Source organism: Candidatus Epulonipiscium viviparus, from assembly GCF_030708075.1.
GTDB lineage: Bacteria > Bacillota > Clostridia > Lachnospirales > Cellulosilyticaceae > Epulonipiscioides > Epulonipiscioides viviparus.
The window spans coordinates 1114081-1136300 of the sequence record NZ_CP117982.1 but is presented as its reverse complement, the minus strand read 5'-3'; the positions used below and the strand labels follow the sequence as shown (position 1 = coordinate 1136300).

General features: G+C 33.3%; 22 protein-coding genes and 3 tRNA genes. 13 read left to right on the top strand and 12 right to left on the bottom strand.

The window, feature by feature from the left end:
- Positions 1-7: 7 nt before the first annotated feature.
- The 4 genes from plsX to pta form a co-directional block, all read right to left on the bottom strand.
- Complete coding sequence (gene plsX / locus PCY70_RS04560; protein WP_305768604.1) at positions 8-1003, bottom strand: phosphate acyltransferase PlsX; 996 nt, start codon at positions 1001-1003, stop codon at positions 8-10.
- A gap of 73 nt (positions 1004-1076) precedes the next feature.
- Positions 1077-1253: a 50S ribosomal protein L32 gene (rpmF, locus tag PCY70_RS04555; protein ID WP_010167472.1), complete on the bottom strand. Its 177-nt coding sequence runs from the start codon at positions 1251-1253 to the stop codon at positions 1077-1079.
- Between the two features lie 219 nt (positions 1254-1472).
- Positions 1473-2666, bottom strand: a complete 1194-nt coding sequence (locus PCY70_RS04550) for an acetate kinase (protein ID WP_305768603.1) — start codon at positions 2664-2666, stop codon at positions 1473-1475.
- A 39-nt stretch (positions 2667-2705) separates the two neighbouring features.
- Positions 2706-3704, bottom strand: a complete 999-nt coding sequence (gene pta, locus PCY70_RS04545) for a phosphate acetyltransferase (RefSeq protein WP_305768602.1) — start codon at positions 3702-3704, stop codon at positions 2706-2708.
- A gap of 119 nt (positions 3705-3823) precedes the next feature.
- Between pta and PCY70_RS04540 the strand changes: the two genes are divergently transcribed.
- Complete coding sequence (locus PCY70_RS04540) at positions 3824-5011, top strand: tRNA(Met) cytidine acetate ligase (RefSeq protein WP_305768601.1); 1188 nt, start codon at positions 3824-3826, stop codon at positions 5009-5011.
- A 180-nt stretch (positions 5012-5191) separates the two neighbouring features.
- On the opposite strand, the gene PCY70_RS04535 is transcribed toward PCY70_RS04540, so the two are convergent.
- From PCY70_RS04535 to PCY70_RS04510, 6 genes are all read right to left on the bottom strand, one after another.
- Positions 5192-5740, bottom strand: a complete 549-nt coding sequence (locus PCY70_RS04535) for a hypothetical protein (RefSeq protein ID WP_010167481.1) — start codon at positions 5738-5740, stop codon at positions 5192-5194.
- A 9-nt stretch (positions 5741-5749) separates the two neighbouring features.
- A complete protein-coding gene (coaD, locus tag PCY70_RS04530; RefSeq protein ID WP_010167483.1) occupies positions 5750-6220 on the bottom strand; it encodes a pantetheine-phosphate adenylyltransferase in 471 nt (156 codons plus the stop codon).
- 1 nt (position 6221) lies between these two features.
- Positions 6222-6770, bottom strand: a complete 549-nt coding sequence (gene rsmD / locus PCY70_RS04525; RefSeq protein ID WP_010167485.1) for a 16S rRNA (guanine(966)-N(2))-methyltransferase RsmD — start codon at positions 6768-6770, stop codon at positions 6222-6224.
- Between the two features lie 69 nt (positions 6771-6839).
- Positions 6840-7997 (bottom strand): AI-2E family transporter, encoded by a 1158-nt coding sequence (locus PCY70_RS04520; RefSeq protein ID WP_305768600.1) that lies wholly within the window; start codon positions 7995-7997, stop codon positions 6840-6842.
- 141 nt (positions 7998-8138) lie between these two features.
- Positions 8139-9218, bottom strand: a complete 1080-nt coding sequence (locus PCY70_RS04515) for a trimethylamine corrinoid protein 2 (protein ID WP_305768599.1) — start codon at positions 9216-9218, stop codon at positions 8139-8141.
- A gap of 21 nt (positions 9219-9239) precedes the next feature.
- A complete protein-coding gene (locus PCY70_RS04510; protein WP_305768598.1) occupies positions 9240-10319 on the bottom strand; it encodes a uroporphyrinogen decarboxylase/cobalamine-independent methonine synthase family protein in 1080 nt (359 codons plus the stop codon).
- 182 nt (positions 10320-10501) lie between these two features.
- Here PCY70_RS04510 and PCY70_RS04505 point away from each other — a divergent pair, with 182 nt between their 5' ends.
- Positions 10502-11794: a glycoside hydrolase family 30 protein gene (locus tag PCY70_RS04505; RefSeq protein ID WP_305768597.1), complete on the top strand. Its 1293-nt coding sequence runs from the start codon at positions 10502-10504 to the stop codon at positions 11792-11794.
- A 59-nt stretch (positions 11795-11853) separates the two neighbouring features.
- Here PCY70_RS04505 and PCY70_RS04500 read toward each other — a convergent pair whose 3' ends face one another.
- Entirely contained in the window at positions 11854-12024 is a 171-nt protein-coding gene (locus tag PCY70_RS04500; protein ID WP_305768596.1) for a DUF362 domain-containing protein, read from the bottom strand.
- A gap of 99 nt (positions 12025-12123) precedes the next feature.
- Complete coding sequence (locus tag PCY70_RS04495) at positions 12124-13173, bottom strand: SEL1-like repeat protein (RefSeq protein WP_305768595.1); 1050 nt, start codon at positions 13171-13173, stop codon at positions 12124-12126.
- A 198-nt stretch (positions 13174-13371) separates the two neighbouring features.
- Between PCY70_RS04495 and PCY70_RS04490 the strand changes: the two genes are divergently transcribed.
- From PCY70_RS04490 to PCY70_RS04440, 11 genes are all read left to right on the top strand, one after another.
- A tRNA-Asn gene (locus PCY70_RS04490) sits at positions 13372-13443 on the top strand.
- A 7-nt stretch (positions 13444-13450) separates the two neighbouring features.
- Positions 13451-13523 (top strand) — tRNA-Trp (locus PCY70_RS04485).
- A gap of 7 nt (positions 13524-13530) precedes the next feature.
- A tRNA-Met gene (locus tag PCY70_RS04480) sits at positions 13531-13604 on the top strand.
- 241 nt (positions 13605-13845) lie between these two features.
- Positions 13846-15291 carry a DUF342 domain-containing protein gene (locus PCY70_RS04475; RefSeq protein WP_305768594.1) on the top strand — a complete coding sequence of 482 codons (1446 nt, stop codon included), beginning with the start codon at positions 13846-13848 and terminating at the stop codon, positions 15289-15291.
- A gap of 55 nt (positions 15292-15346) precedes the next feature.
- Positions 15347-16576 carry a CCA tRNA nucleotidyltransferase gene (locus PCY70_RS04470; RefSeq protein ID WP_305768593.1) on the top strand — a complete coding sequence of 410 codons (1230 nt, stop codon included), beginning with the start codon at positions 15347-15349 and terminating at the stop codon, positions 16574-16576.
- Positions 16577-16708: 132 nt separating this feature from the next.
- Positions 16709-17077 carry a type II toxin-antitoxin system PemK/MazF family toxin gene (locus tag PCY70_RS04465; protein ID WP_010167007.1) on the top strand — a complete coding sequence of 123 codons (369 nt, stop codon included), beginning with the start codon at positions 16709-16711 and terminating at the stop codon, positions 17075-17077.
- Between the two features lie 4 nt (positions 17078-17081).
- A complete protein-coding gene (locus PCY70_RS04460) occupies positions 17082-18485 on the top strand; it encodes an aminotransferase class I/II-fold pyridoxal phosphate-dependent enzyme (protein WP_305768592.1) in 1404 nt (467 codons plus the stop codon).
- Positions 18478-18924, top strand: coding sequence for a YaaR family protein (locus tag PCY70_RS04455; RefSeq protein WP_010167009.1), 447 nt, complete (start codon positions 18478-18480; stop codon positions 18922-18924). Before PCY70_RS04460 ends, PCY70_RS04455 begins: the two co-directional genes overlap by 8 nt.
- Positions 18925-18970: 46 nt before the next feature.
- A complete protein-coding gene (locus PCY70_RS04450) occupies positions 18971-19942 on the top strand; it encodes a DNA polymerase III subunit (RefSeq protein ID WP_305768591.1) in 972 nt (323 codons plus the stop codon).
- Positions 19943-20872 carry a PSP1 domain-containing protein gene (locus tag PCY70_RS04445; protein ID WP_010167011.1) on the top strand — a complete coding sequence of 310 codons (930 nt, stop codon included), beginning with the start codon at positions 19943-19945 and terminating at the stop codon, positions 20870-20872.
- Positions 20856-21602 carry a tRNA1(Val) (adenine(37)-N6)-methyltransferase gene (locus tag PCY70_RS04440; RefSeq protein WP_305768590.1) on the top strand — a complete coding sequence of 249 codons (747 nt, stop codon included), beginning with the start codon at positions 20856-20858 and terminating at the stop codon, positions 21600-21602. The genes PCY70_RS04445 and PCY70_RS04440 overlap by 17 nt, the downstream gene beginning before the upstream one ends.
- Positions 21603-22220: the final 618 nt, after the last annotated feature.

The window sequence follows — 22220 nt, the reverse complement described above, 5'->3', positions numbered from 1 at the left end:
CATCATATTAGGTTTCAAATTTAGAACTAATTTTATTAACTAAATTGAGTCTAACAAATTGTTCGACCTGGAATACAGAACTGGTTACTTCTTCTGATTTGGAGTTGCCATGAATTTTAACTACCAAGCCTTTGAGACCTAAAATAGGTGCGCCACCTTTGTTATTATAATAGAATTTGCTTTTTATATTTTTTAATCCTTTTTTCATAAGGAGTGCAGCGAGTTTTGTCGTTATGCTTCTAGTGAATTCTTCTTTTACCATACCAAATACCCAATTTCCAAAACCTTCCATAAATTTGAGTATCACATTTCCTACGAATGCGTCGCATACAATAATGTTTGCATCGCCAGAAGGAATTTCTCGTGCTTCTAGATTTCCTATAAAGTTGATAGATTTATCTTCGCTGATGAGTTTAAAAGCTTCTTTTGTAAGTTGATTGCCTTTTTCTACTTCGGTTCCGATATTTACTAATCCAACAGTTGGTTTTTTTGTTTTAAGACATTCTTCCATATATACAGAGCCAATCTTAGCAAATTGATATAAAAACTCAGGTTTACAATCCACGTTTGCTCCGCCATCAACTAGTAATGAATAACCTTTTTTGGTGGGAATTAGTGGTGCAATAACAGGGCGTTTGATTCCTTTTAATCTTCCAACAACAGACGTCGCTCCAGCCACTAGTGCGCCAGAATTGCCCGCAGAGATAATTCCCTTAACGGCATCGTCTCGGACCAAACGGAGACCTATCGCCATAGAGGATTCGCGCTTAAGTCTAACAGCATTAAAAGAATCTTCCATAGTAATAACATCATTGGCATTTTGAATTTCTATTCGTGATGGATCAAATTTATATTTCTCGAGCTCTTGTTTTATAATATCTTCTTTACCCACTAAGACAAGTGTGGCTTTACATTTTTCATTTGCAATAGCATTAATACAGCCCTTTATTATTTCCGCAGGTGCATTGTCACCGCCCATAGCGTCTATAGCAATCTTTATCATAGTAGAGAGCCTACCTTTCGTATATGAAGTAAAATTTTGACATGTGAAAAAGACAGCCGCAGCTGCCTTATAGTTAATTGACCTTAATAACTTCACGTCCAGCGTATGAACCACACACTTTGCAAACATAATGAGGCAACATAAGTTCTCCACATTTTGAACAAGGAGCAAGGTTTAGAGGAGAGAGTTTCCAGTTAGCTTTTCTAGAGTTTCTTCTCGCTTTCGACGTTTTTCGTTTTGGTACTGCCATTTTTTACACCTCCAATTTTACCACTTTCGCTATTATACATTATTTAGAGGCATTTTGTCAACGTAATATCTATTAGCTTAGCTTTTTTTTCTAAAATTTTTAATGTGTTTAGAAAGGTCTTTTTTATACTTAGAAAAGCTTTTTTCGAATTTTTTCATTGATTTTTTCATGTCCATCTTCGATGCACCTCCAATTAAGTCAATCACAGCTAAAATTTAATTATTGTACAACCTTTACGCAATCTTGCGCGATCATTAATTCTTCGTTTGTAGGAACGAGTAATAATTTTACTTTAGAATCTGCAGTAGTAAGATCTCTCTCAACACCGCGACATTGATTTTTCTCAGGATCGAGTTTAACACCCATTCCTTTAAGAAGCTCTGCCATTTCTGCGCGCATAACCGTATTATTTTCACCAAGTCCACCAGCAAAGCAAATGGCATCGACGCCACCCATCAATGCAGCGTAACCACCAATGTAGAATACTAATCTATGTTGCACTGCATCCATGGTGAGGCGGCAAACAGGGTCTCCGGCTGTAACACCATCTTCGATTTCTCTAAAGTCACTGCTTATTTCAGATAAAGCAAGTACGCCAGACTTTTTATTTAGGATAGAATCCATATCGTTTGCAGAAATACCTTCTTTGTCCATCAGATATGGAATAATAGCAGGATCGATATCTCCGGAACGAGTTCCCATAATTAGTCCTTGAAGAGGAGTCATTCCCATAGAAGTGTCTATAGATTTTCCACCTTTTACAGCGCAAATAGATGCCCCGTTTCCTAGATGACAAACAATAATTTTGGTATCTTCGATGGGTTTTCCTAGCATTGCGGCAGCTCTTTGAGACACATATTTGTGAGATGTTCCGTGAAATCCATATTTGCGAACACTGTATTTTTTATAAAATTGTTTTGGAATAGCATACATAAATGCTTCTGGTTTCATAGTTTGATGGAAAGCCGTATCAAAAACAGCGACCATCGGTACGTTAGGCATAAGTCTTTTGCAAGCAGAAATTCCCAATAAGTTTGCAGGATTATGAAGAGGAGCCAGTTCCGCACAATCTTTAATCGCATCAATTACAGCTTGATCAATGAGCACAGATTCATTAAATTTTTCTCCGCCATGAACCACGCGATGCCCAACTACTGCAATTTCATCGACAGAGGCAACACACTTAGTATCTCCAGTTGTCAGCATTTCAACCATTTTTTGTAGTGCCATTTCATGGTCAGGAAAATTACACATAACTTTTACGGCTTCTTGACCCTCTGTTGTATGCTTAATAAAAGATCCGTCAATACTGATTCTTTCGCAAATTCCTTTGGCGATAATGTTGTTATGATTCATGTCTAAAAGTTGATATTTTAATGAGGAACTACCACAATTTACTACTAATACTTTCATTTTTTATTCTCCATTCCAGCCTCGAAGGCCTAATTAATATTATTTAACGTGTTGAGTTTGAAGAGCAGTAATGGCAACAGTACCAACAATGTCATCAGCAGAGCATCCGCGAGATAGATCATTTACAGGCTTTGCTATACCTTGAGTAACAGGGCCATAGGCTTCCGCTTTAGCAAGTCTTTGAACCAGTTTGTAGCCAATATTTCCGGCATCGAGGTTAGGGAATATTAGTACATTCGCTTTACCTTGAAGTTCACATGTTGGTGCTTTGAGAGAACAGATTTCTGGAACAATAGCGGCATCGAGTTGCAATTCTCCCGCGATTAAAGTATTTGGACAAAGTTCTTTAGCTAATTTGGTAGCATCTTGCATTTTGTCTACAAGTGGATTGTGAGCAGAACCATGTGTAGAGTAAGAAAGCATAGCAACTCTAGGCTCGTGTTGAGTTAGTTGTTGGAAGCTTTCTGCAGAACTTTTGGCAATCTCCGCAAGTTGTTCGGCAGTTGGATTTTCGTTTAATCCACAGTCTCCAAATAAGAACACACCGTTATCTCCATACTCACAATCAGGTACAACTACAATAAAGAATGCAGAAACAATTTTTGTTCCAGGAGCAGTCTTAAGAATTTGAAGTGCAGGGCGCAATACATTTGCACTAGAATTGGCAGCGCCAGCAACCATTCCATCAGCCAAGCCCATTTTAACCATCATAACTCCGAGAAATAAATCTTTGGTAGTTAAAAGCTCTGTTGCTTGTTCTAATGTAAGTCCTTTGGATTTTCTAAGATTATATAATTCGTTGATATATTCATCCATTTGACTAAAGTGTTTTGGATCTATGATAGTTGCTTTAGATAAATCGAGACCAACAGCATCCGCAGCTATTTTTTTGGGATCTCCAATTAAAATAAGTTTGGCCAAACCTTCTTTCAAAATTGTATCTGCAGCTTGTAGTGTACGCATATCATGAGATTCTGGTAGTACTATAGTTTTTTGTAAACCTTTAGCGATTTGTTTTATAGAATTTAAAAATGACATTAAAAATACCCCTTTACATGTAATATTTATATAATTAAAATAAGTTGTTACATGGATATTATACCCAATGTATTCCAAGTATACAATACCAAAATTCAAAAAAAATTAAGGAGATATCAATGCATATTACAGCAATTATTGCCGAATATAATCCGTTTCATAACGGACATCTGTACCAAACTGTACAAATAAAACAAAAATTAAAGTCTGATTATATAATTTCTATTATAAGTGGAAACTTTACTCAACGAGGATTACCTACAATAATAGATAAATTTTCACGTACAAAAATGGCGCTAAAAGCTGGAGTAGACATGGTTATAGAGCTCCCCACAATTAATGCAACTGCAAGTGCAGAATTTTTTGCAAGAGGGGCCATTTCTATTTTGGATAAAACCAGAATAGTCAACGCGCTTTGTTTTGGAGCAGAAACTCCAGATATAGAAAAACTAAAAAATATATCTTCTCTATTAGTTGAGGAACCAACTGTATATAAAAAATTGTTAAATACTTTTTTAAGTTTGGGATTAAGCTATCCTGTTGCTAGAGCAAAAGCAATTTGTGAATATTTTAATGACACCCAATTAGGTGAGTTTATAAGCAAGCCCAATAACATTCTAGGTATAGAATATCTAAAAGCGCTTCAATATTATTTTTCCCCGATCTTACCATTTCCTATACAAAGAGAAGTAACAAATTATAAAGACGAAGAAATTTATTCTAATCTTGCATCGGCATCGGCTGTTAGAAATGCTTTAGCAGAAAATGAACTAGAAAAATTGGAAACAGCCATGCCAAAAGAATGCTTAAAAATTTTGATTGCAGAAAAGCATCCAGATATTGGCAAATTACGCGATATTCTTTATTACAAACTATTAACCACTTCTGTTGCAGACATTGCAGCTACTTGGGATGTACCATCAAATTTAGTAAATTCAATATATAACTTGATAAATAAAAAATTGGAGTATACAGACTTTGTGACAGAGTTAACATCCAAAACATATTCAAAAGCAACGGTGTATCGATCACTTTTGAGAATTATTTTAGGTATTAACACAAAACATAATTGTGATTATGTGAGAATATTGGGAGTGAGAAAAGAAAGTAAAAAGCTTCTATCGATGCTTCATAAATCTGCTGACATTCCTATTATAACTAATGTGAAAGCAGATGCTAAGAAATTGTCCGAAGAGCAAAGAAAGGCGTTATATATAGATTTTATAGCAACTAATTTGTATGGTTTAATAAGTGGTAATTATAATATGTATAATCGCGATCTGACACAAAAATTAATAATGAGCTAGAAAGATGGAGAGGCTTATGCTATTGTGTATCTTTTTAGACTGCTCAAGTTTTAGCAAAGTATAAGTCTAAATATCTACTTCTCATCAAAAGCTACTCAAGCAATCGTTGTTTGTTATAAATTATAAGGATATAATACTACTAGCATATCTCAAAATTAAAGTGTTTTATATTAGGGGTTTTTAACTTTCAATTTTTTCAATAGTATCTTTAATCTGATTGCGCTCTTCTTGAATAATTACCATAACTCCAGAAAGATATTCCTCAAACTGTTGAACCTGTTCGTGCACATTATTAAGTAATGACTTTAGTCGATATTCAACCTTTTGAAGTTTTTCATCTGCATGTCTAACACCCATAAGTTGCATTTCTATAGATTCTTGCTTAGCCTTATCAATAATTTCGGTAGCGTATTGAGAAGCTTCTTGAACAATGCTGTGTGTTTCTAACATTTTTTGGATTTTTAGATCAGTATCATTTTTAAGTGCTTGAACATCTAATTGAGCATCTTGAATGATTTGATTTTGATTTTCGACAATAAAAGTTGCTTCGCGAAAAGCTGCTGGTATAAGGTTTATAACTTCGTTTAGCTGCTCTTCCATTTTATTTCGCTCGACTTTGATAAATTGAGAATTAAACATTATATTGGGAGACTCTGCAAGCATCTGTTGTAGATTATTAATAGAATTCATAACCTGTACCATTTTGACATCTAGTTGAGTTTTTGCCATCAAATCACCTCACATTTTAAGTATATAAATTATTTCTTTCGGAACATAATTGTCTACTTCCTTATTAAAATATAGTAGTTCACGTACCATACTAGAGCTGATAAAAGAGTACATAGGATTAGCAAATAACAAAAACGTTTCTATCGTTATATCCAAGCTATTGTTTATTAATGCCATATCTTTTTCGTATTCAAAATCTTTTGAGTTGCGAACACCTTTAACAATCACATTTACGTTTGCGCTTTGCATAAAATCAATTAACAATCCATCATAAGTGGCGACTGTAACGTTGTCAAATTTTTTTGTAGCTAACTTTAGCATGGCGATTCTAGTTTTTAGATCAAAAAGCCCTGTTGCTTTATTGGGGTTATATCCTATTGCAACAATCAATGAAGTAAAGTGCTGACTAGCTCGTGCAATAATATCTATGTGCCCAATAGTAACGGGATCAAAGCTTCCAGGATAAATGGCAGTATTCATATTAAATCCTTTCAAATATGCTAATTCTGGTTGTTGTATAAACCTTTTCTTTTATTAATATTAATTTGTCATTATATATTGGATTTGCATCTGAGGCATCTTCGATAATAATCTTACCTGAGGGTGTGAGTAAATCGTTTGTTACAATAAAATCGATTATTTGTTGTAAATTTACATAATGATAAGGAGGGTCCATAAATATTATATCAAATGTTTCCTTTTGTAAGTAAATTAAATTTAATGCTTCATTGATATCTATTTTATATGTTATTGCAGAATTTTGCAACCTAATTTTTAATAAATTTTTCTCTAATATAGCAAATGCCGCCTTATTGTTTTCAACAAAAGTTGCAGTTTTGGCGCCCCGGCTTAGAGCTTCTATACCAATTTGACCACTGCCACTAAATAAATCTAAAAAACTACATTCTAATAGGTCAAAATTAATTATATTAAATAATGTTTCTTTGATTCTATCTGTAGTGGGTCGAGTATTTAAACCTTCGGGAGAAAGTAATTTTGTTCCTCGAAATTTTCCGCTTATAATTCTCATAATTTCTCTTCTTTCGTAATTTGAATTGAACCCTAACTGAGTTTATACAGAAAGGGTTACATTTATATATTATTCGAAATTAATCTCTTTTTCGGCTAGTCTAAGATTTGTACCTTCTTTGATTAGTCTGTAAAATACAGCAGCGAGAGGTACGCCGATAATCATTCCAGTAAGTCCCCATAATCCAGAACCAATTACAATGGCAAGCATTACAAAAACTCCCGGAAGACCAATAGAATCTCCTACCACTCTTGGATATATAATATCTCCATCAATTCGTTGCATTACAAGTATAAATACAACAAACCATACAGCCATCATAGGGTTACTTGGATCGTCCATAAGCACAATAAACGTTGCAGGAATGGAGCCAAATATAGGTCCAAAAATTGGAATAATGTTTGTGGCACCTATGATTACGCTAACAAGCACGGCATATGGCATTTTAAATATAAGCATTCCTACAAAGCAAAGAATTCCCAAAATAAAGGCTTCCGCAACCTGACCATTAATAAAGTTTGTAAATGAATTATTGGTTATTCTAGAAATATATAAGATTCTTTCGGCTCTTGCTTTAGGTAAATAGGCATACAAAATTCTGCTCATTTGAGAAGATAATCTTTCTTTTCCAGTTAAAAAATAAACAGAAAAGATAAATGCAAAAATCATATTAGTGATACTAGTAGTGATTTCTACAATTCCATTTAAGACTGCTGGTATTACATCAGTTAAAATTGCACTTACAAAGTTCATGACAGTAACCCAAGCTTCTTCGAGCTGAGTGTATATTTCCGAATCAACTGATGTGTCCAATCGACCGTCCATATCATCTAAAAATCCTTGAAATTTAGCAAATAAGATATCTATTTGATCGGGAAGTGTGGAAATTAAGCTTTGAATACTGTTCCAAAGTTGGGGAATAACTAAAATTGCTAAAATAGTTAATACTAAAATAACAAGAGTATACGCCATAACTAATGCTATAACGGATTTAGTAGTTTGTATAGTCTGTGTATCTTTAGAGGACATTCTAAGAACTTTATCTCGAACAAAATTATAAGGTCCTTTTAGGATATATGCTATGATAAATCCAGTAATGACAGGCATTAATAATGTAGTAAACGTATCAAAAGTGCTATTAATTGTTTTTAAATTGATTAATATTAAATATAAAATGATAGCGTAAGTAACGACAACGATGCTCTCTTTAATTCTTTTCTTATCCATATCTAACTCCTTTTTGTAAATTTGTATAATTATAGCATAAAAAATGTAAACAGATCAAGTAATTGAAATAAAAAAGAAGTCAAGAGTATCAACTGTATTTATTCGTCGACAGATCTCTTGACATTTTTTGTTATGTGTTCATTATTCTTTGCTATGATTTTTGACGTACTGTAAAATTGTATCTGCAGTTTCGGGGTCAGGTACATTTTCAATGATTAAATTCAATCCTTTAGCAGATAAATTCTCTAGCATTGTAGAAACTTCTTCGGGATCTATAAATACAATGAGACGTTTACCTGCATTCTGGATGCGTTGTAAAATGGAGATAAAGCGAGATGCTTTTGGTTGTCCCGCAACATGAGTCCACTGAATTGCTTTGAGTTTTTCAAATGATAGCAATATATCAAGATGTTTCTCTTGCTCGACGCCATCAAAATGATATATAGGGTAATCAAACCAATCAATTTGAGTTTGTAACTCGTTGTATACAAATTTTTCGTACATTGCTGTTGAAAACATAACAGACATGTCGCATTGCATCTGGCCCATTTTTCCATTAGCAAGTAGATGCATCCAGGAGTGGCAAGATCCGTGATTGATGGCTTTAGTGGCATTGTAAAAAAGCTCATTGCCTATTTTCCAGCCTTCGTTTACTGCATCAATTGCTTTTTGAACAGCATCGGGATTAAGTAGCATCTCGGTTAACACATTTGCAGAGCCATAAAGATGCCCTAATGCATCAAGAGTACCACAATTATCAGGCATTCCGATAAAGTAATCCCCTTGAGAGAGGTTGGCAATCTCAGTTGCTATGGCGACGTATCGGTCTATTGCCGCTTCATCAAAAACAAGGTTATATTCATATAAGTTTTTCCATACAGGATCAAACCAGATGGTATCTTTAAAGAAGATAGGTTTTGCACCATAAAAATTGCAATGACCACTAGTTCCAAAATCTAAAAAAATAGAAGGCAAAGCATCGCCTCCAAGATAGGTGTTCTCCAAGCGTTTTATATTACGATTATGAATTGTTTGGGGATCTAGCCAAAAGCGCTTCATATAACTAGGATCTTTAGCATATTCTTGTTCGTCAAACATATTTAAACTTAGATTTTTCTTCTTTGGAGCAATTATAGAAACTAGAGCGCGGTCTAGCAATTCATTTTCCCAAAAAGCATCAATTCTTCTGCGTACAATATCAATATCCTCTTTAAATCTCATTTTAAAATCCTCTCAAGTGAATTAGCTTTTGCTATACTTTTCAACGCATTTAACGACAGCTTCTGCTGCATCCGGATCTTTTACATTTCTAACGCGTAAATTCAATCCTTTAGCAGATAGATTTTCGAGAATGTCTGGAATTTCTTCGGGAATAACTCCAATAACTAGGCGCTTGCCTGCATCTTGTATGCGTTTTAAAATAGGCATAAAATGAGATGCTTTTGGCTGCCCAGCGACAGGAGTCCACTGGATTACTTTTAATTTATCAAAAGATAGTAAAATATCGAGGTGTCGCTCTTGCTCTGCACCATCAAAATGATAAATTGGATCATCAAACCAAGCGATTTGCCTTTTGAGTTCATCGTAAACAAATTCTTCATATAACTCTGCAGAAAACATAACGGACATATCACATTGCATTTGCCCCATTTTTTTATCAGAAAGCAGATGCATCCAAGAATGGCAAGAGCCTTTATTCACTTCTTTTAATGCCTGATAGAATAACTCGATACTTTCAACCCAGGCAGCGTCAACGGCAGCTAGTGCTTCTTGTAATTCTTCGGGATCTGTTATCATAGCCATGAGAACATTATCGGTGCCGTATAGATGCCCCACCGCATCCAAAGTTCCACAATGGTCGGGTAATCCGATAAAATAATCTCCGTTAGATAACCTAGCAACTTCTTTAATGATAGCAACTTGTTGTTGAATTACTTCTGGAGTAAATGTGGTTTTCCAATCGGACAGACTGCTCCAAGCAGGATTAAACCATATGGTTTTTGGCGAAACGATGGGTTTACATCCAAAGAATGCAGCATGTCCACTTACTCCAAAATCTGGATGAAATGTAGGCAAGGCATCGCCACCAAGATACGTATTTTCTAATTGCTTGATAGTGCGGTTATGAATAGTTTGAGGGTCAAACCAAAATTTTTCTACATAAGCAGGATCCTTCTCAGCCATTGCCGCATCGAAAATAGGTATATTTTTACCTTTTTCTTTGGGTGTTAAAATAGAAACTAAAGCGCGGTCCATCAACTCGTTTGCCCAGAACGCATCAATCCTCTTGCGTACAATATCAATATCCTCTTTAAATCTCATAAATATTCCCTCCTAATTGTTACATGTACTATATATGTATATCCAAGAATATAGGTAATTATGCTCATGATGTAATTTCATAATGTGATTATAAAGGTCATAGATTATCGATAAAAATTATTGACATTTTAATTGCTTAACCTTATATTTGGAAAGTAATTATTTATGCAAAGGAGCAGACTATGAAAATTATTACAACGACTAGACAAACGTTTTGGCAAGAGAGAACGACAGCGGCAGAAGATAGTATAAAATCTACGTTGGCTATTACGGGAGAAGCAGAAGAATGGGAAGGTTTTGGTGGTTGCTTTAACGAACTATCTCAAATAGCATTGCTAAAATTAAGTGATCAAAAGCGAAAAGAAGTTTACGATATTTTATTTGCCAAAGATGCGGATGGGTTGAAGTTTGATTTTTGCCGTATTCCAATTGGTGCCTCAGATTATGCAGAGCTGTGGTATTCTCATAACGAAGTAGATGGTGACTATGAGATGGCAAACTTTTCTATTAAACGAGACCAAAAATATTTGATACCATATATAAAAGAAGCTCTCAAACGAAATCCTGATATGAAGTTCTTTGCATCGCCGTGGAGCCCACCAACATGGATGAAATATCCAAAAGCTCATAATTTTGGAACTTTGGTGCAGACAGATAAAAACCTCAAAGCATATGCACTATACTTTGCCTTATTTATAGAAGCCTATGAGAAGGAGGGTATTGTAATTAGTCAGTTACATGTGCAGAATGAGCCTGTATCAAGTCAGAAATTTCCGTCATGTATTTGGACCGGAAAAGAGCTTGCTAATTTTATAGCCAACTACCTAGGACCGGTATTTAAAGAGCGTGGTATAAAGACTAAAATATGGCTTGGAACCCTCAATGGGCCAGAAACAGATAATCGAATGCTGTACACAAGATATGACAACTATGCGAATTTGGTATTGCATGATGAGAAAGCATATCCTTATATAGAAGGAGTTTCATATCAATGGGCAGGAAAGTACGCGGTGCAAATTACCAAATCTGCTTTCCCCGAAAAGAAGTTGATGCAAACTGAAAATGAATGTGGAGATGGGAAGAATACATGGGAGTATGCGATGTATATTTTTGAAATGTTCCATCACTATATTTCTAATGGAGTTTGCGCATACACATATTGGAATATGGTATTGCCTCCTGGAGGAGCAAGTACTTGGGGATGGAATCAAAATAGTATGATAGATATTATGGCAGACGATTATAAATTCAATTATGAGTACTATGTAATGAAGCATTTTTCTGCATTTATTGTGCTCGGAGCGAAAAGGCAGGTGTTAGAGGGGCATTTTAGTGCTACTTCTATTTGCTTTAAAAATCCAGATGGTTCAATAATTTTGATATCGAAAAACCCATTTGAAAAGCCTGTAGAATTTGAGTTGAATGGAAAGACGATAATTTTGCCAGCAAGTTCAATAAATACAATTTTGATTTAAGCGCAAAAAAAGAAAAGAGACGAAACCTAAATAAAGGTCGCGTCTCTTTATATGATAAATTATTCTTTATGAGGTGCGTCAACTGGGCAAACACTTGCGCAAGTTCCGCATTCAATACATTTATTTTTATCGATTACATATTTAGTATCTCCCTCAGAAATACATTGTTGTGGACAATCAGCTGCACACGCTCCACATAATATACAATCATCATTAATTACATATGCCATTTTAATAGCCTCCTAATGTTAGAAAAAATTATATGAACTAGTATACACATGAATATACTAGTTAGTCAATTATAATTATGGAAATTCAGTTGAGATAAGTTACTTTTCTAAATGACGTAGTGCGTCGACAGCATCGCGGATACCTTGAGCCGCTGCTTTTTTGTACCAGCAAGTTGCGATAAAGATGCTTTTATCAACGGATATTCCATATTCATAGTATTGCCCTATAATATACTGAGCTTCTGGATGGTTTAGATTAGCTGCACGTTCAAAATATTCAGCTGCCTTACGAGAATCTTGCTCCACACCCAAGCCGTATTGATAGCAATTGGCAAGTTGGAATGTGGCATCGGGTTGATTGTGATCTGCGGCAGCGCGAAACCAGAGGGTAGCGGTAAAAAGATTTTCGGTTACACCTTCTCCCATAGAATAAAACATCCCCATCATCAATTGCGCATCTGCATTGTTTTGTTCTGCTGCCATGGTGCAATACTCAACGGATTTGTGTAAGCTTCTTGCGACACCAGACCCTTCATAGTAGCAAATAGCAAGATTAAGTTGTGCATCGGGGTTTCCGTGGTTTGCGGCTTGTCGAAAATAATTTAAGGCAATAGCAAGATCTTTGTCAACACCGCTACCTAATTTATAGCATTTGGCCAAGTCGTTCATTGCTGGTAAATTGCCTTGTTTGGCGGCTTTAGTGTACCATTCTACAGCTTTAGTTAAATTCTTTTTTGTGCCCTCTCCATATTGATAGCAAAAGCCAACGTTATATTGCGCATCTGAAATACCTTTAATGGCGGCTTTATTATAGCAGTCAAATGCTCGAAACATATTTTTGCGTGTTCCGATGCCATATTCGTAGCATTCTCCAAGGTTGGCCAAAGCAGGAGCATAACTTTGTGTGGCCGATTTTTGATACCATTTAAAGGCTTCAGAAGTATCTTCATCTATGCCAAAACCATATTCATAGCATTCGCCAATATTATTTTGGGATTCAGGATCACCTTTTATAGCAAGCTCCATTACTTCTGCGAACGCATTTTCTGCAAACTCTTCTATAGAAGTAGTAAAATTTTGCTCATCAATAGGAGGATTTGTCATAACATTAACAGGACTACGCTTTTTAAAGTTAATGACCTTTGCCATAATTATAAAATTCCTTTCGCTAATAAATTTTTCTCATTTCTTATTATAAAGTATGGTCAGTGGACAGAATTTCTATTCATTTAGTAAAAAGTATTTGTGAAGAACTAAACTTTTGTATAAAAAATTAATTTAAAAAAATTTTTTATAAAAGCGTTGACAAGCTTTTTTATTTTTGATATACTAACAAAGTGTTAATATTCCTCGATAGCTCAGCGGCAGAGCATTCGGCTGTTAACCGAAGGGTCGTAGGTTCGAACCCTACTCGGGGAGTTAATACAGGGGTATAGTTCAGTTGGTAGAACGTCGGTCTCCAAAACCGGATGTCGTGGGTTCAAGTCCTACTGCCCCTGCTTATATGGCTGAATAGCTCAGTTGGCTAGAGCACATGGTTCATACCCATGGTGTCGTGGGTTCGACTCCCTCTTCAGCCATTATATAACTAAAACTAATGAAGTCTTACAACTGGTTCTTTGGGTTGTGAGACTTTTGTTTATTTTAGGTATGTTTTTGAGGATTTTGAGTTATTTATTGCATCTGCTAATATAATATGATATACTCAGTAATATTTGATAAAAAACAAAGAAAAATAAACAAAATTTATAGTAATATGCAATAAATTATATTATATATACACAAATAAATTAGGATATCAAGATTAAAAGGAGGATTTTTATGAAAGATGACATAATAGTTAATGTAAGTATAGATAAAATGATGGCTTCTATTGCATTTCAAATATATAAACCTGTAGTACTTGAAACAGTAACAGAAAATACATCTTCTGAATCAGATAAGCCAGAAGAGAATGAAGATATTCCAGAAATAGTTACTGCAGTTACTATGGAAGAAATACATCAAGCACTAAAAGATAATGGTGTTATTTTTGGGATCAGCAATGAACTAATTCAAGAGGCATTGGATGAATATGAACCTAATAAAAAATATGTTGTAGCCAATGGAATGGAACCAACTAAGGGACCAGATGCATATATAGAATATATAGCAAAACACGAAGTAGGAACTACTCCAGAAGAATTAGATCATGGAAAAGTAAATTTTAAGGAACTACATTTTGTTTTTAGTGTAGAGCCTGGAGAAGCTGTGGCTAAAAAGATAGTAGCGGCAAAAGGAACTGATGGAAAGAATGTTTTGGGAGAAAAAATAGATGCTTTGATGGGGAATGATATACAACCTAGATTGGGAAAAAATCTTCAAATGCTGGATGATAATTTAACTGTTGTGGCAGCTATGGAGGGGCAGTTTAAAGTAGAGAATGGTGTTTTATCAATAGAACCTTTAATTACAATTGATTCTGATATTGGTCCTGCAACAGGAAATGTAAGTTTTTTGGGAAGTGTTATAATTAATGGAAACGTATTAGAAGGCTATAGAGTAAAAGCAAAAGGAGATATAGAAGTAAAAGGTGTGGTGGAAGGAGGAATATTGGAAGCAAACGGAAATATTGTTGTGTCATATGGAATGCATGGTAGTGACAAAGGAATTCTTAGATCACAGAAAAATATTCTGGTTAAATTTATAGAAAATTCCAAAGTAGAAGCAATGGGAAACATTGTGGCAGAAGCAATTTTACATAGTAATGTAAAATGCAAAGGAGAGATAATGGTTCAAACTGGAAAGGGCAAAATAGTAGGTGGATATATTTCAGCTCTAAAAAGCATAACAGCTATTGAGGTGGGATCTTTAATGGGTACCAAAACTAGAATTAGAATTGGAGTAGAGCCTGATGTAATAGAATTATATCAAGAGATTCATAAATCGTATATGACTCATTTGGATAATCTGAATAGAACTAATAAGAATGTGGCTTATTTAGAAAATCAGAATGTTGCATTATCGCAGAAAAAAATAGAACTTCTTCGCCAAGCCAAATTACTTTGTGTTAACCTTACCAACGAAATTAACTTACTTAAGTTTAGGTTAAAAGCTATAGAACAAAAAATGAAAGAAAGTAGTCACGGAACCCTAAAAGCCAAAAATTGGTTTTATGAAGGGACAGAGGTATTGATTGGAAATAGAAATAAAATTTTTGTGGAAAATACTAGAGGAGGCAAATGTTTTATTTATGATGGTGAAATTACTGTAACACATATACTATAACTTAATTAAGACACGCTTTGTGTCTTTTTTTATATAATTGAAAAGAGGATTGAAAATGAATTTACCAGATGAGGTTATTGAAATAATTACAGAGTTAGAATTAGCAGGATTTAGCGCATATATTGTTGGAGGGTGTGTGCGAGATATGATTATGAAAAGAACTCCAAATGACTGGGACATAACTACTAGTGCTTTGCCTGCAGATATAAAGAAAATTTTTGAACGAACATACGATACGGGTATTGCGCATGGTACGGTTACGGTTATATTAAATAAGGAACATTATGAAGTGACTACCTATCGTATAGAAAAAGAATACGTTAATTTTAGGCGTCCCAATGGGGTAGAATTTGCTGAAAATATAGCACAAGATTTATCTAGAAGAGATTTTACAATGAATGCGATTGCGTATCATCCACATAAAGGGTTTGTGGATCCGTATGGCGGAAGGAAAGATATTGAAAATAAAATAATTCGTGCAGTAGGAGATGCAAAGATTAGATTTAATGAAGATGCACTTAGAATTTTACGTGCAGTTCGCTTTGCCGCACAACTGAATTTTGAAATAGCAGAAGAAACGAAAACAGCATTTATAGATAAGAGAGAGTTATTAAAATATATTAGTAAAGAACGAATTCGAGATGAATTTAATAAAATATGCTTATCAGAAAATTTGTTTTTTATATTAAATATATATAAATGGGATATACTCTCATATATTTCAGGCGAGATTAAAAAACTTTTCGATAACTTAGAGACAGAACAAAAACTGGTTCAATTACTTGAAGTAATGGCTGCAATGCCGGTTAATTTGATTAGTAGATATACGGCTTTACTTTATCCATTAAATGATAGTGATGCTGTAAAACAGATACTAAAAGAGTTAAAATTTGATAACCAAACTATAAAAAATGTTGCGTTAGCAATTGAATACTATATATATGAGACAAACTTTAAAATAGATGCAGTTGAAATGAAAAAATTGTTAAGGATATGCGAAGTAGATAATGTAAGAAATATTCTATTAATTAAGAAAAATAAAGCTTCAACAATAGAGGAAATAGAATATATTGAAAAGCTTTTCTTGTTAATAGATCATATTTTGGAACAAAAAGAGTGCTATAAAATTAAGGACCTAGCAATTACGGGCAATGACATAATAAAACAAAATATTGCCTCAGGCAAAGAAATTGGAAAAAAGTTAGAACAAGCTTTAGAATTTATATTATGTTTTCCACATAAAAATACTAATATAGAGTTAATCAACTACTTAATGAAATTATAATAGGGCAAGAATCGGCTTGCCCACAAAAAAAAAAAAAAAAATTATTTTTTTGTGTTTATAACTTGTATTTTTTGGCAATAATAGAATTAGCATTATTATACAATTTTTATTTTATAAAAGGAGGAGAAAGATATGATTGAAACTAAAGATGTAAAATACATATATCCAAAGCGTGGCGAAATTTATGAAGCTGACTTGGGTATAGGTGATGGAAGTGAACAGGCAGGTATTCGTCCTGTGTTAATTATTCAAAATAATACAGGTAACCATTATTCACCAACGGTGATTTGTGTACCTCTTACCTCTAAGTGTAAAAAGCCGATGCCTACACATCACACTCTCACAAAAACGAATTATGGATTTTTAACATATGATTCTATAATCCTTTGTGAACAAATTAAAACAATTTCAAAAAGTAGATTATCTCATAGAATTGGTCTTGTTGGTCAAGAAGATATGAAAACTATTGGAGAGAAGCTTTGCGTAAGTATTGCACTATAAAATTATGAGACCACAACTTTATGATAAACTATTAAAATATAGTAACACCAAATATCCTTATCATATGCCAGGTCATAAATTTGGGAGAGGTTTTGATTTAGCAGACCTCTCTTTGTTGTCTTTAGATGCAACAGAAGTACCAGAATTAGATAATTTATATAATGCAACAGGAGTTATTAAAGACGCTATGACCGATATGGCAAAATTTTACAAGTCTCAACATTGTATTTTTTTGACCAATGGAGCAACAGCAGGAATTCTTGCATCAATTTTAGCCGTATGTAAACCCAAAGATAAATTTATAGTTGCCAAAAATTCTCATCATAGTGTGATAAATGCGTTAATATTAGCAGATGCGGTGCCGGTATATATTTCACCCGAAATTTTGTCTTGTGGAATTGTTGGGAGTATAAAAGCAGAAGATATCAAAAAAATTTTAGTTAAACATCCTGATATAAAAGGAGCGATTATTACAAGTCCTACATATGAGGGAGTATTTTCTGATCTTGTAAATATACGTGCTGTGTTGAAAGATCAAATTATTATTGTAGATGAAGCGCATGGAGCTCACTTAAATATAATGTCTATTCCTAGCGCAATTACCGCGGGAGCAGATTTAGTAATAAATAGCATGCATAAAACATTACCAGCTTTAACGCAGAGTGCATTACTGCATATATGCACGAATAAAATAAAATATGCGGATGTAATAGAATCATTAAAAATGATACAAACCTCTAGTCCTTCATATCTTTTAATGGGGTTGATGGATTATATAAGATTTTATATAGAAAAAAATATGAATGCAATAAAACAAAACTATGTAGTTGAGTTGTTGCAGATTAGAAAAAATTTGAAGCAACTAAAAAAATTGAGATTATTAGAAACACCTAATATGCAAGATCCAGCTAAGATAGTGATTTTAACTAATAATTATATAAATGGAAAAAACTTAGCGAATGTCCTTGACACCAAATATAATATAGTAATAGAAGCATTTTTTGAAACCCATGTAATATTAATAACCTCTCCTGCAGATACTAAAAAAGAGTTTGATGCTTTATTAGCTGCATTAATGATAATTGACAGTGAGCTTTTAGAACCGGACTTGACTAATAAGTGCGTTACAAATATTGCTATTGCACCTAGCGACGTCGCTGAAATTTCTTTGGGTGAGCTTAGGCGTTCTGCTAAAATAGAGGTAGCTATTTTTGATGCTACTGACAGGATTGCAGGTTTAAATATTATTTTATTTCCACCAGGCATTCCGATTGTGTGTTTGGGTGAAAAGATTACAGATATTCATATTAATAGTATAAATCAAAATTTAGATAACGTCATAGGGGTTTCATTTATAAATGCAGTCCCGCATGTATTGGTATTAGAAAAAGGGGGAGCACATGGATAATATTCAATTAAATAAATTGCAGATGCCAACTTTGAAAGAATTACCACAAACTAAGGAACCTAAATTAGATAAAGGATTTAAATTTACACTTTTAAGTCAGCTTGAAGATGAAAATTTACAAGAGCAGCTGACTAAAATGATTAATAAAATATCTGAGCAAGGCGATAAAATTAGCAAGCATATGGATATTAGAGACATAAAGATTTATAGGCAGATGATCACTGATTTTGTGGCAGAAATTACTGTACGAAGTCACAAATTTACTAGAGAAAATATATTAGATAGACGTGGACGCCATAGAGTATATGGAATCGTTCGTACAGTTAATGGAAAACTTGATGAATTGGCTGCCGAACTTATTAAAAGTGAAAAAGATCAAATTGAAATTTTGGGAAGAATTGGTGAAATACAAGGTCTACTACTAGATATGCTGACATAACAAGACACGGGCTTTTAACCGTGTTTTTTTTTTAGAAAGGAAACAAATGGATATTATTGGGCATCAGAAAATAAAGGATTATTTTAAGAAGGTTATAAAGATAAATAAAATTTCTCATAGTTATATTTTTGAAGGTAATAAAGGTGTTGGCAAAAAATCTTTAGCTGCAGAGATAGCCAAGATTCTATTGTGTGAAGATGCTATTGACGAGATAGCATGTGGTAAATGTAGTGCATGCAAGATGATGGATGCTAAAGTTCATCCAGATTTTATACAAATAGAAAAAGATACTAAGATTACCAAAATTGAAACCATCAAAGAAAAACTCTTAAAAGAGGTTAGTATAAAACCTTATAAGGGAAAGTATAAAATATTTGTTATTGCGGAAGCAGAAACCTTGCGGTCTGTAGGTCAAAATGCTATTCTAAAAACTATAGAGGAACCACCAACATATGCATTAATATTTTTAGTTACGACGAATATAGAAATGTTATTGCCAACTATTAGATCTAGATGCATACACATTTCTTTTAGTGGGCTATCTGAAACTGAATTAAAGGATTATTGTAAAAAATATTCGATTAATAATAAATTGATTCATTTGAAATTTGCTGAGGGGAGTATTGGAAAATTAAAAGATAATATATATGATGAAAAATTTTTAGATCTTAGAGCCGAGGCTATGGACTATATACTCAGTATATGTTCGTGTAATGTTCTATCACTGTATAAAGTAGTTTCTGTTTTGAGAGAAAACAAAGAATTTGTTTTGAAAATTTTGGAATTTTGGAAATTATTTTTTCGAGATATGTTATTATATAAAAGAATACAAGCAACTGACTTATATTTTAGTGATTATATAAATGATATAAAAAGATTAGCAGCTATAATGCAATACTCTGAGATTAGTGAAAATATTAAGAACATTGATGTTGCATCTAATGATATTCAAAATAACATAAGCGCTGTATTAGTGATAGAAAATTTATTATTATCTTTTAAAAAGGAGAAAATTTAGATGGTAATTGGGGTAAAATTTAAAAAAACTAGCAAAATTTATTATTTTGATCCGATGAATGTTGTTTATGAAGCGGGTGAAAAGGTTATTGTAGAAACTACACGTGGTTTAGAATATGGAACTGTCTATTATTCTAACAGAGAAATAGATGAATCAGAATATACTCTTCCTCTGAAACCAGTAATACGAAAAGCAACAGAAGTGGATGAGGCAGTTTATTTAGTAAATAAATCTAAAGAAGCAAATGCATATAAGATATGCAAACAAAAAATTTTTGACTATCATTTGGATATGAAGCTTATTGATGTTGAATACACTTTTGATAACCAAAAATTACTATTCTATTTTACATCAGAACAAAGAGTTGATTTTAGAGAATTAGTTAAGGAATTAGCAACGATCTTTAAAACCAGGATAGAACTGAGACAAATTGGTGTTAGAGATGAGACAAAAAGTTGTGGTGGAATTGGTATTTGCGGTCGCAATTTATGCTGCAATACATTTTTAACTGATTTTCATACGGTATCTATCAAAATGGCAAAGGATCAAAATTTGTCACTTAATCCGATCAAAATTTCGGGAATATGTGGTAGATTGATGTGCTGCTTGCAGTATGAAAATGAGGGTTATAATGAATCTCGAAAAAAGCTACCAGAGGTATCAGATATAGTTGAGACTCCAGAAGGAGAAGGAGAGGTAATTTCAGTTAATATACTTCGTGAACAAGTAAAAGTTTCTATAAAAAAAGATAAAGATATTAGAGAAATTTTTACATTTAAGATTGGTGATATAACTGCAAAGAAAAAATGTGCTCCATGTTCTAAGTGTAAAAACAATAAAATTAAAGCATATGATTATGATGAAAAATTTGAAGATTGGGAAAAGCCTAAGGAGAAGCACAAAAAAAATAATTATGATAAAAATAAATGATTATGAAAGAGTAGATGATATACAACGAGAAGGATATAAATTGATTCAAAATCCAAAAGCTTTTTGCTTTGGAATAGATGCGGTGTTGTTAGCGCATTTTGTGAGTGGCATTAAAATTGACTCTAAAATACTAGATATTGGCACTGGAACAGGAATTATTCCGCTGATATTGTATGCTATACACAAAAAAGGAAAATTTGTTGGAATAGATATCCAAGAAGCTATGGTAGAAATGGCTTCTAGAACTATGATGCTAAATCAGGTATCAAATGAGATAGAGATAAAATGTTTAGATATAAAAAATTTTGGGCAAGATTTTAAACGAGGAAGTTTTGACATTATTGTGTCAAATCCACCGTATATGAAAGCGGCAACGGGGCTAAAAAATAGTAGTGCGACAAAAACTATTGCACGCCATGAAGTTGCTTGCGACTTAGAAGATATAATTAAGGCATCAAATTTTATTTTAAAAGAGAGAGGGCAACTATTTCTAATACATCGTGCAAATCGACTGGTTGATATTTTAAATTTATTGCGACAAAATAAAATAGAGCCCAAGCAGCTTAGGATGATATATCCCAAAATAACAAAACCGCCTACGATGGTTTTGATTCATGCTGTCAAGGGAGGGGGGCTTGATCTTCGTATAGAGAAACCTTTAATTGTATATAATGAAGATAACACATATACACAAGAAATTTACGATATCTACGAAAAAAAAATGCTCTAACCTTGAAGCATTAATTAAATATAAGATATAATTTTAAAAAACTGTGAAAAATTAAGGAAGGAATGGGTCATGAGAGGATTATTTATTGTTGAAACACTGTTGTGTCTATGTATGTTTTTTATTTCACAAATATTTGTATTGACCCTAGTACAACATATAATCGGTGTAAGTATAGTGGGTGTAGTTTTTTGTATTTATCGTATAGTAGAAAGAAGCAAAAAAAAGATCGTGGCATATTATTTTAAAAAATCCAAAAAAATGGGTATATTTTTTTATATCACGAGATATACTAAGGTCATAGGTTATATACCATCTAACACAAAAGAAATGAGCATTAACGTCCAGATAGGAATTGAACTTTGTCGATTAGTCCTCCAAAGCGTGGTGGTTGCTATATTCTTAAGTCAGATAGTATTTATTCCTATGAATATAATTGAAAACAGCATATCTCTCACGGTAGGAATTATATTTTATGTTTTATGTTGCGAAAGCTTATTTATTTTACCTATTTTGATGTTTAAAGAATTCAAAATGAAGAGAATAGATGTTGCAATAAAATAAAATACAAAAAAATATTGATTTTTATTACAAGATGTGTTATTATTCTATTTACGGAGT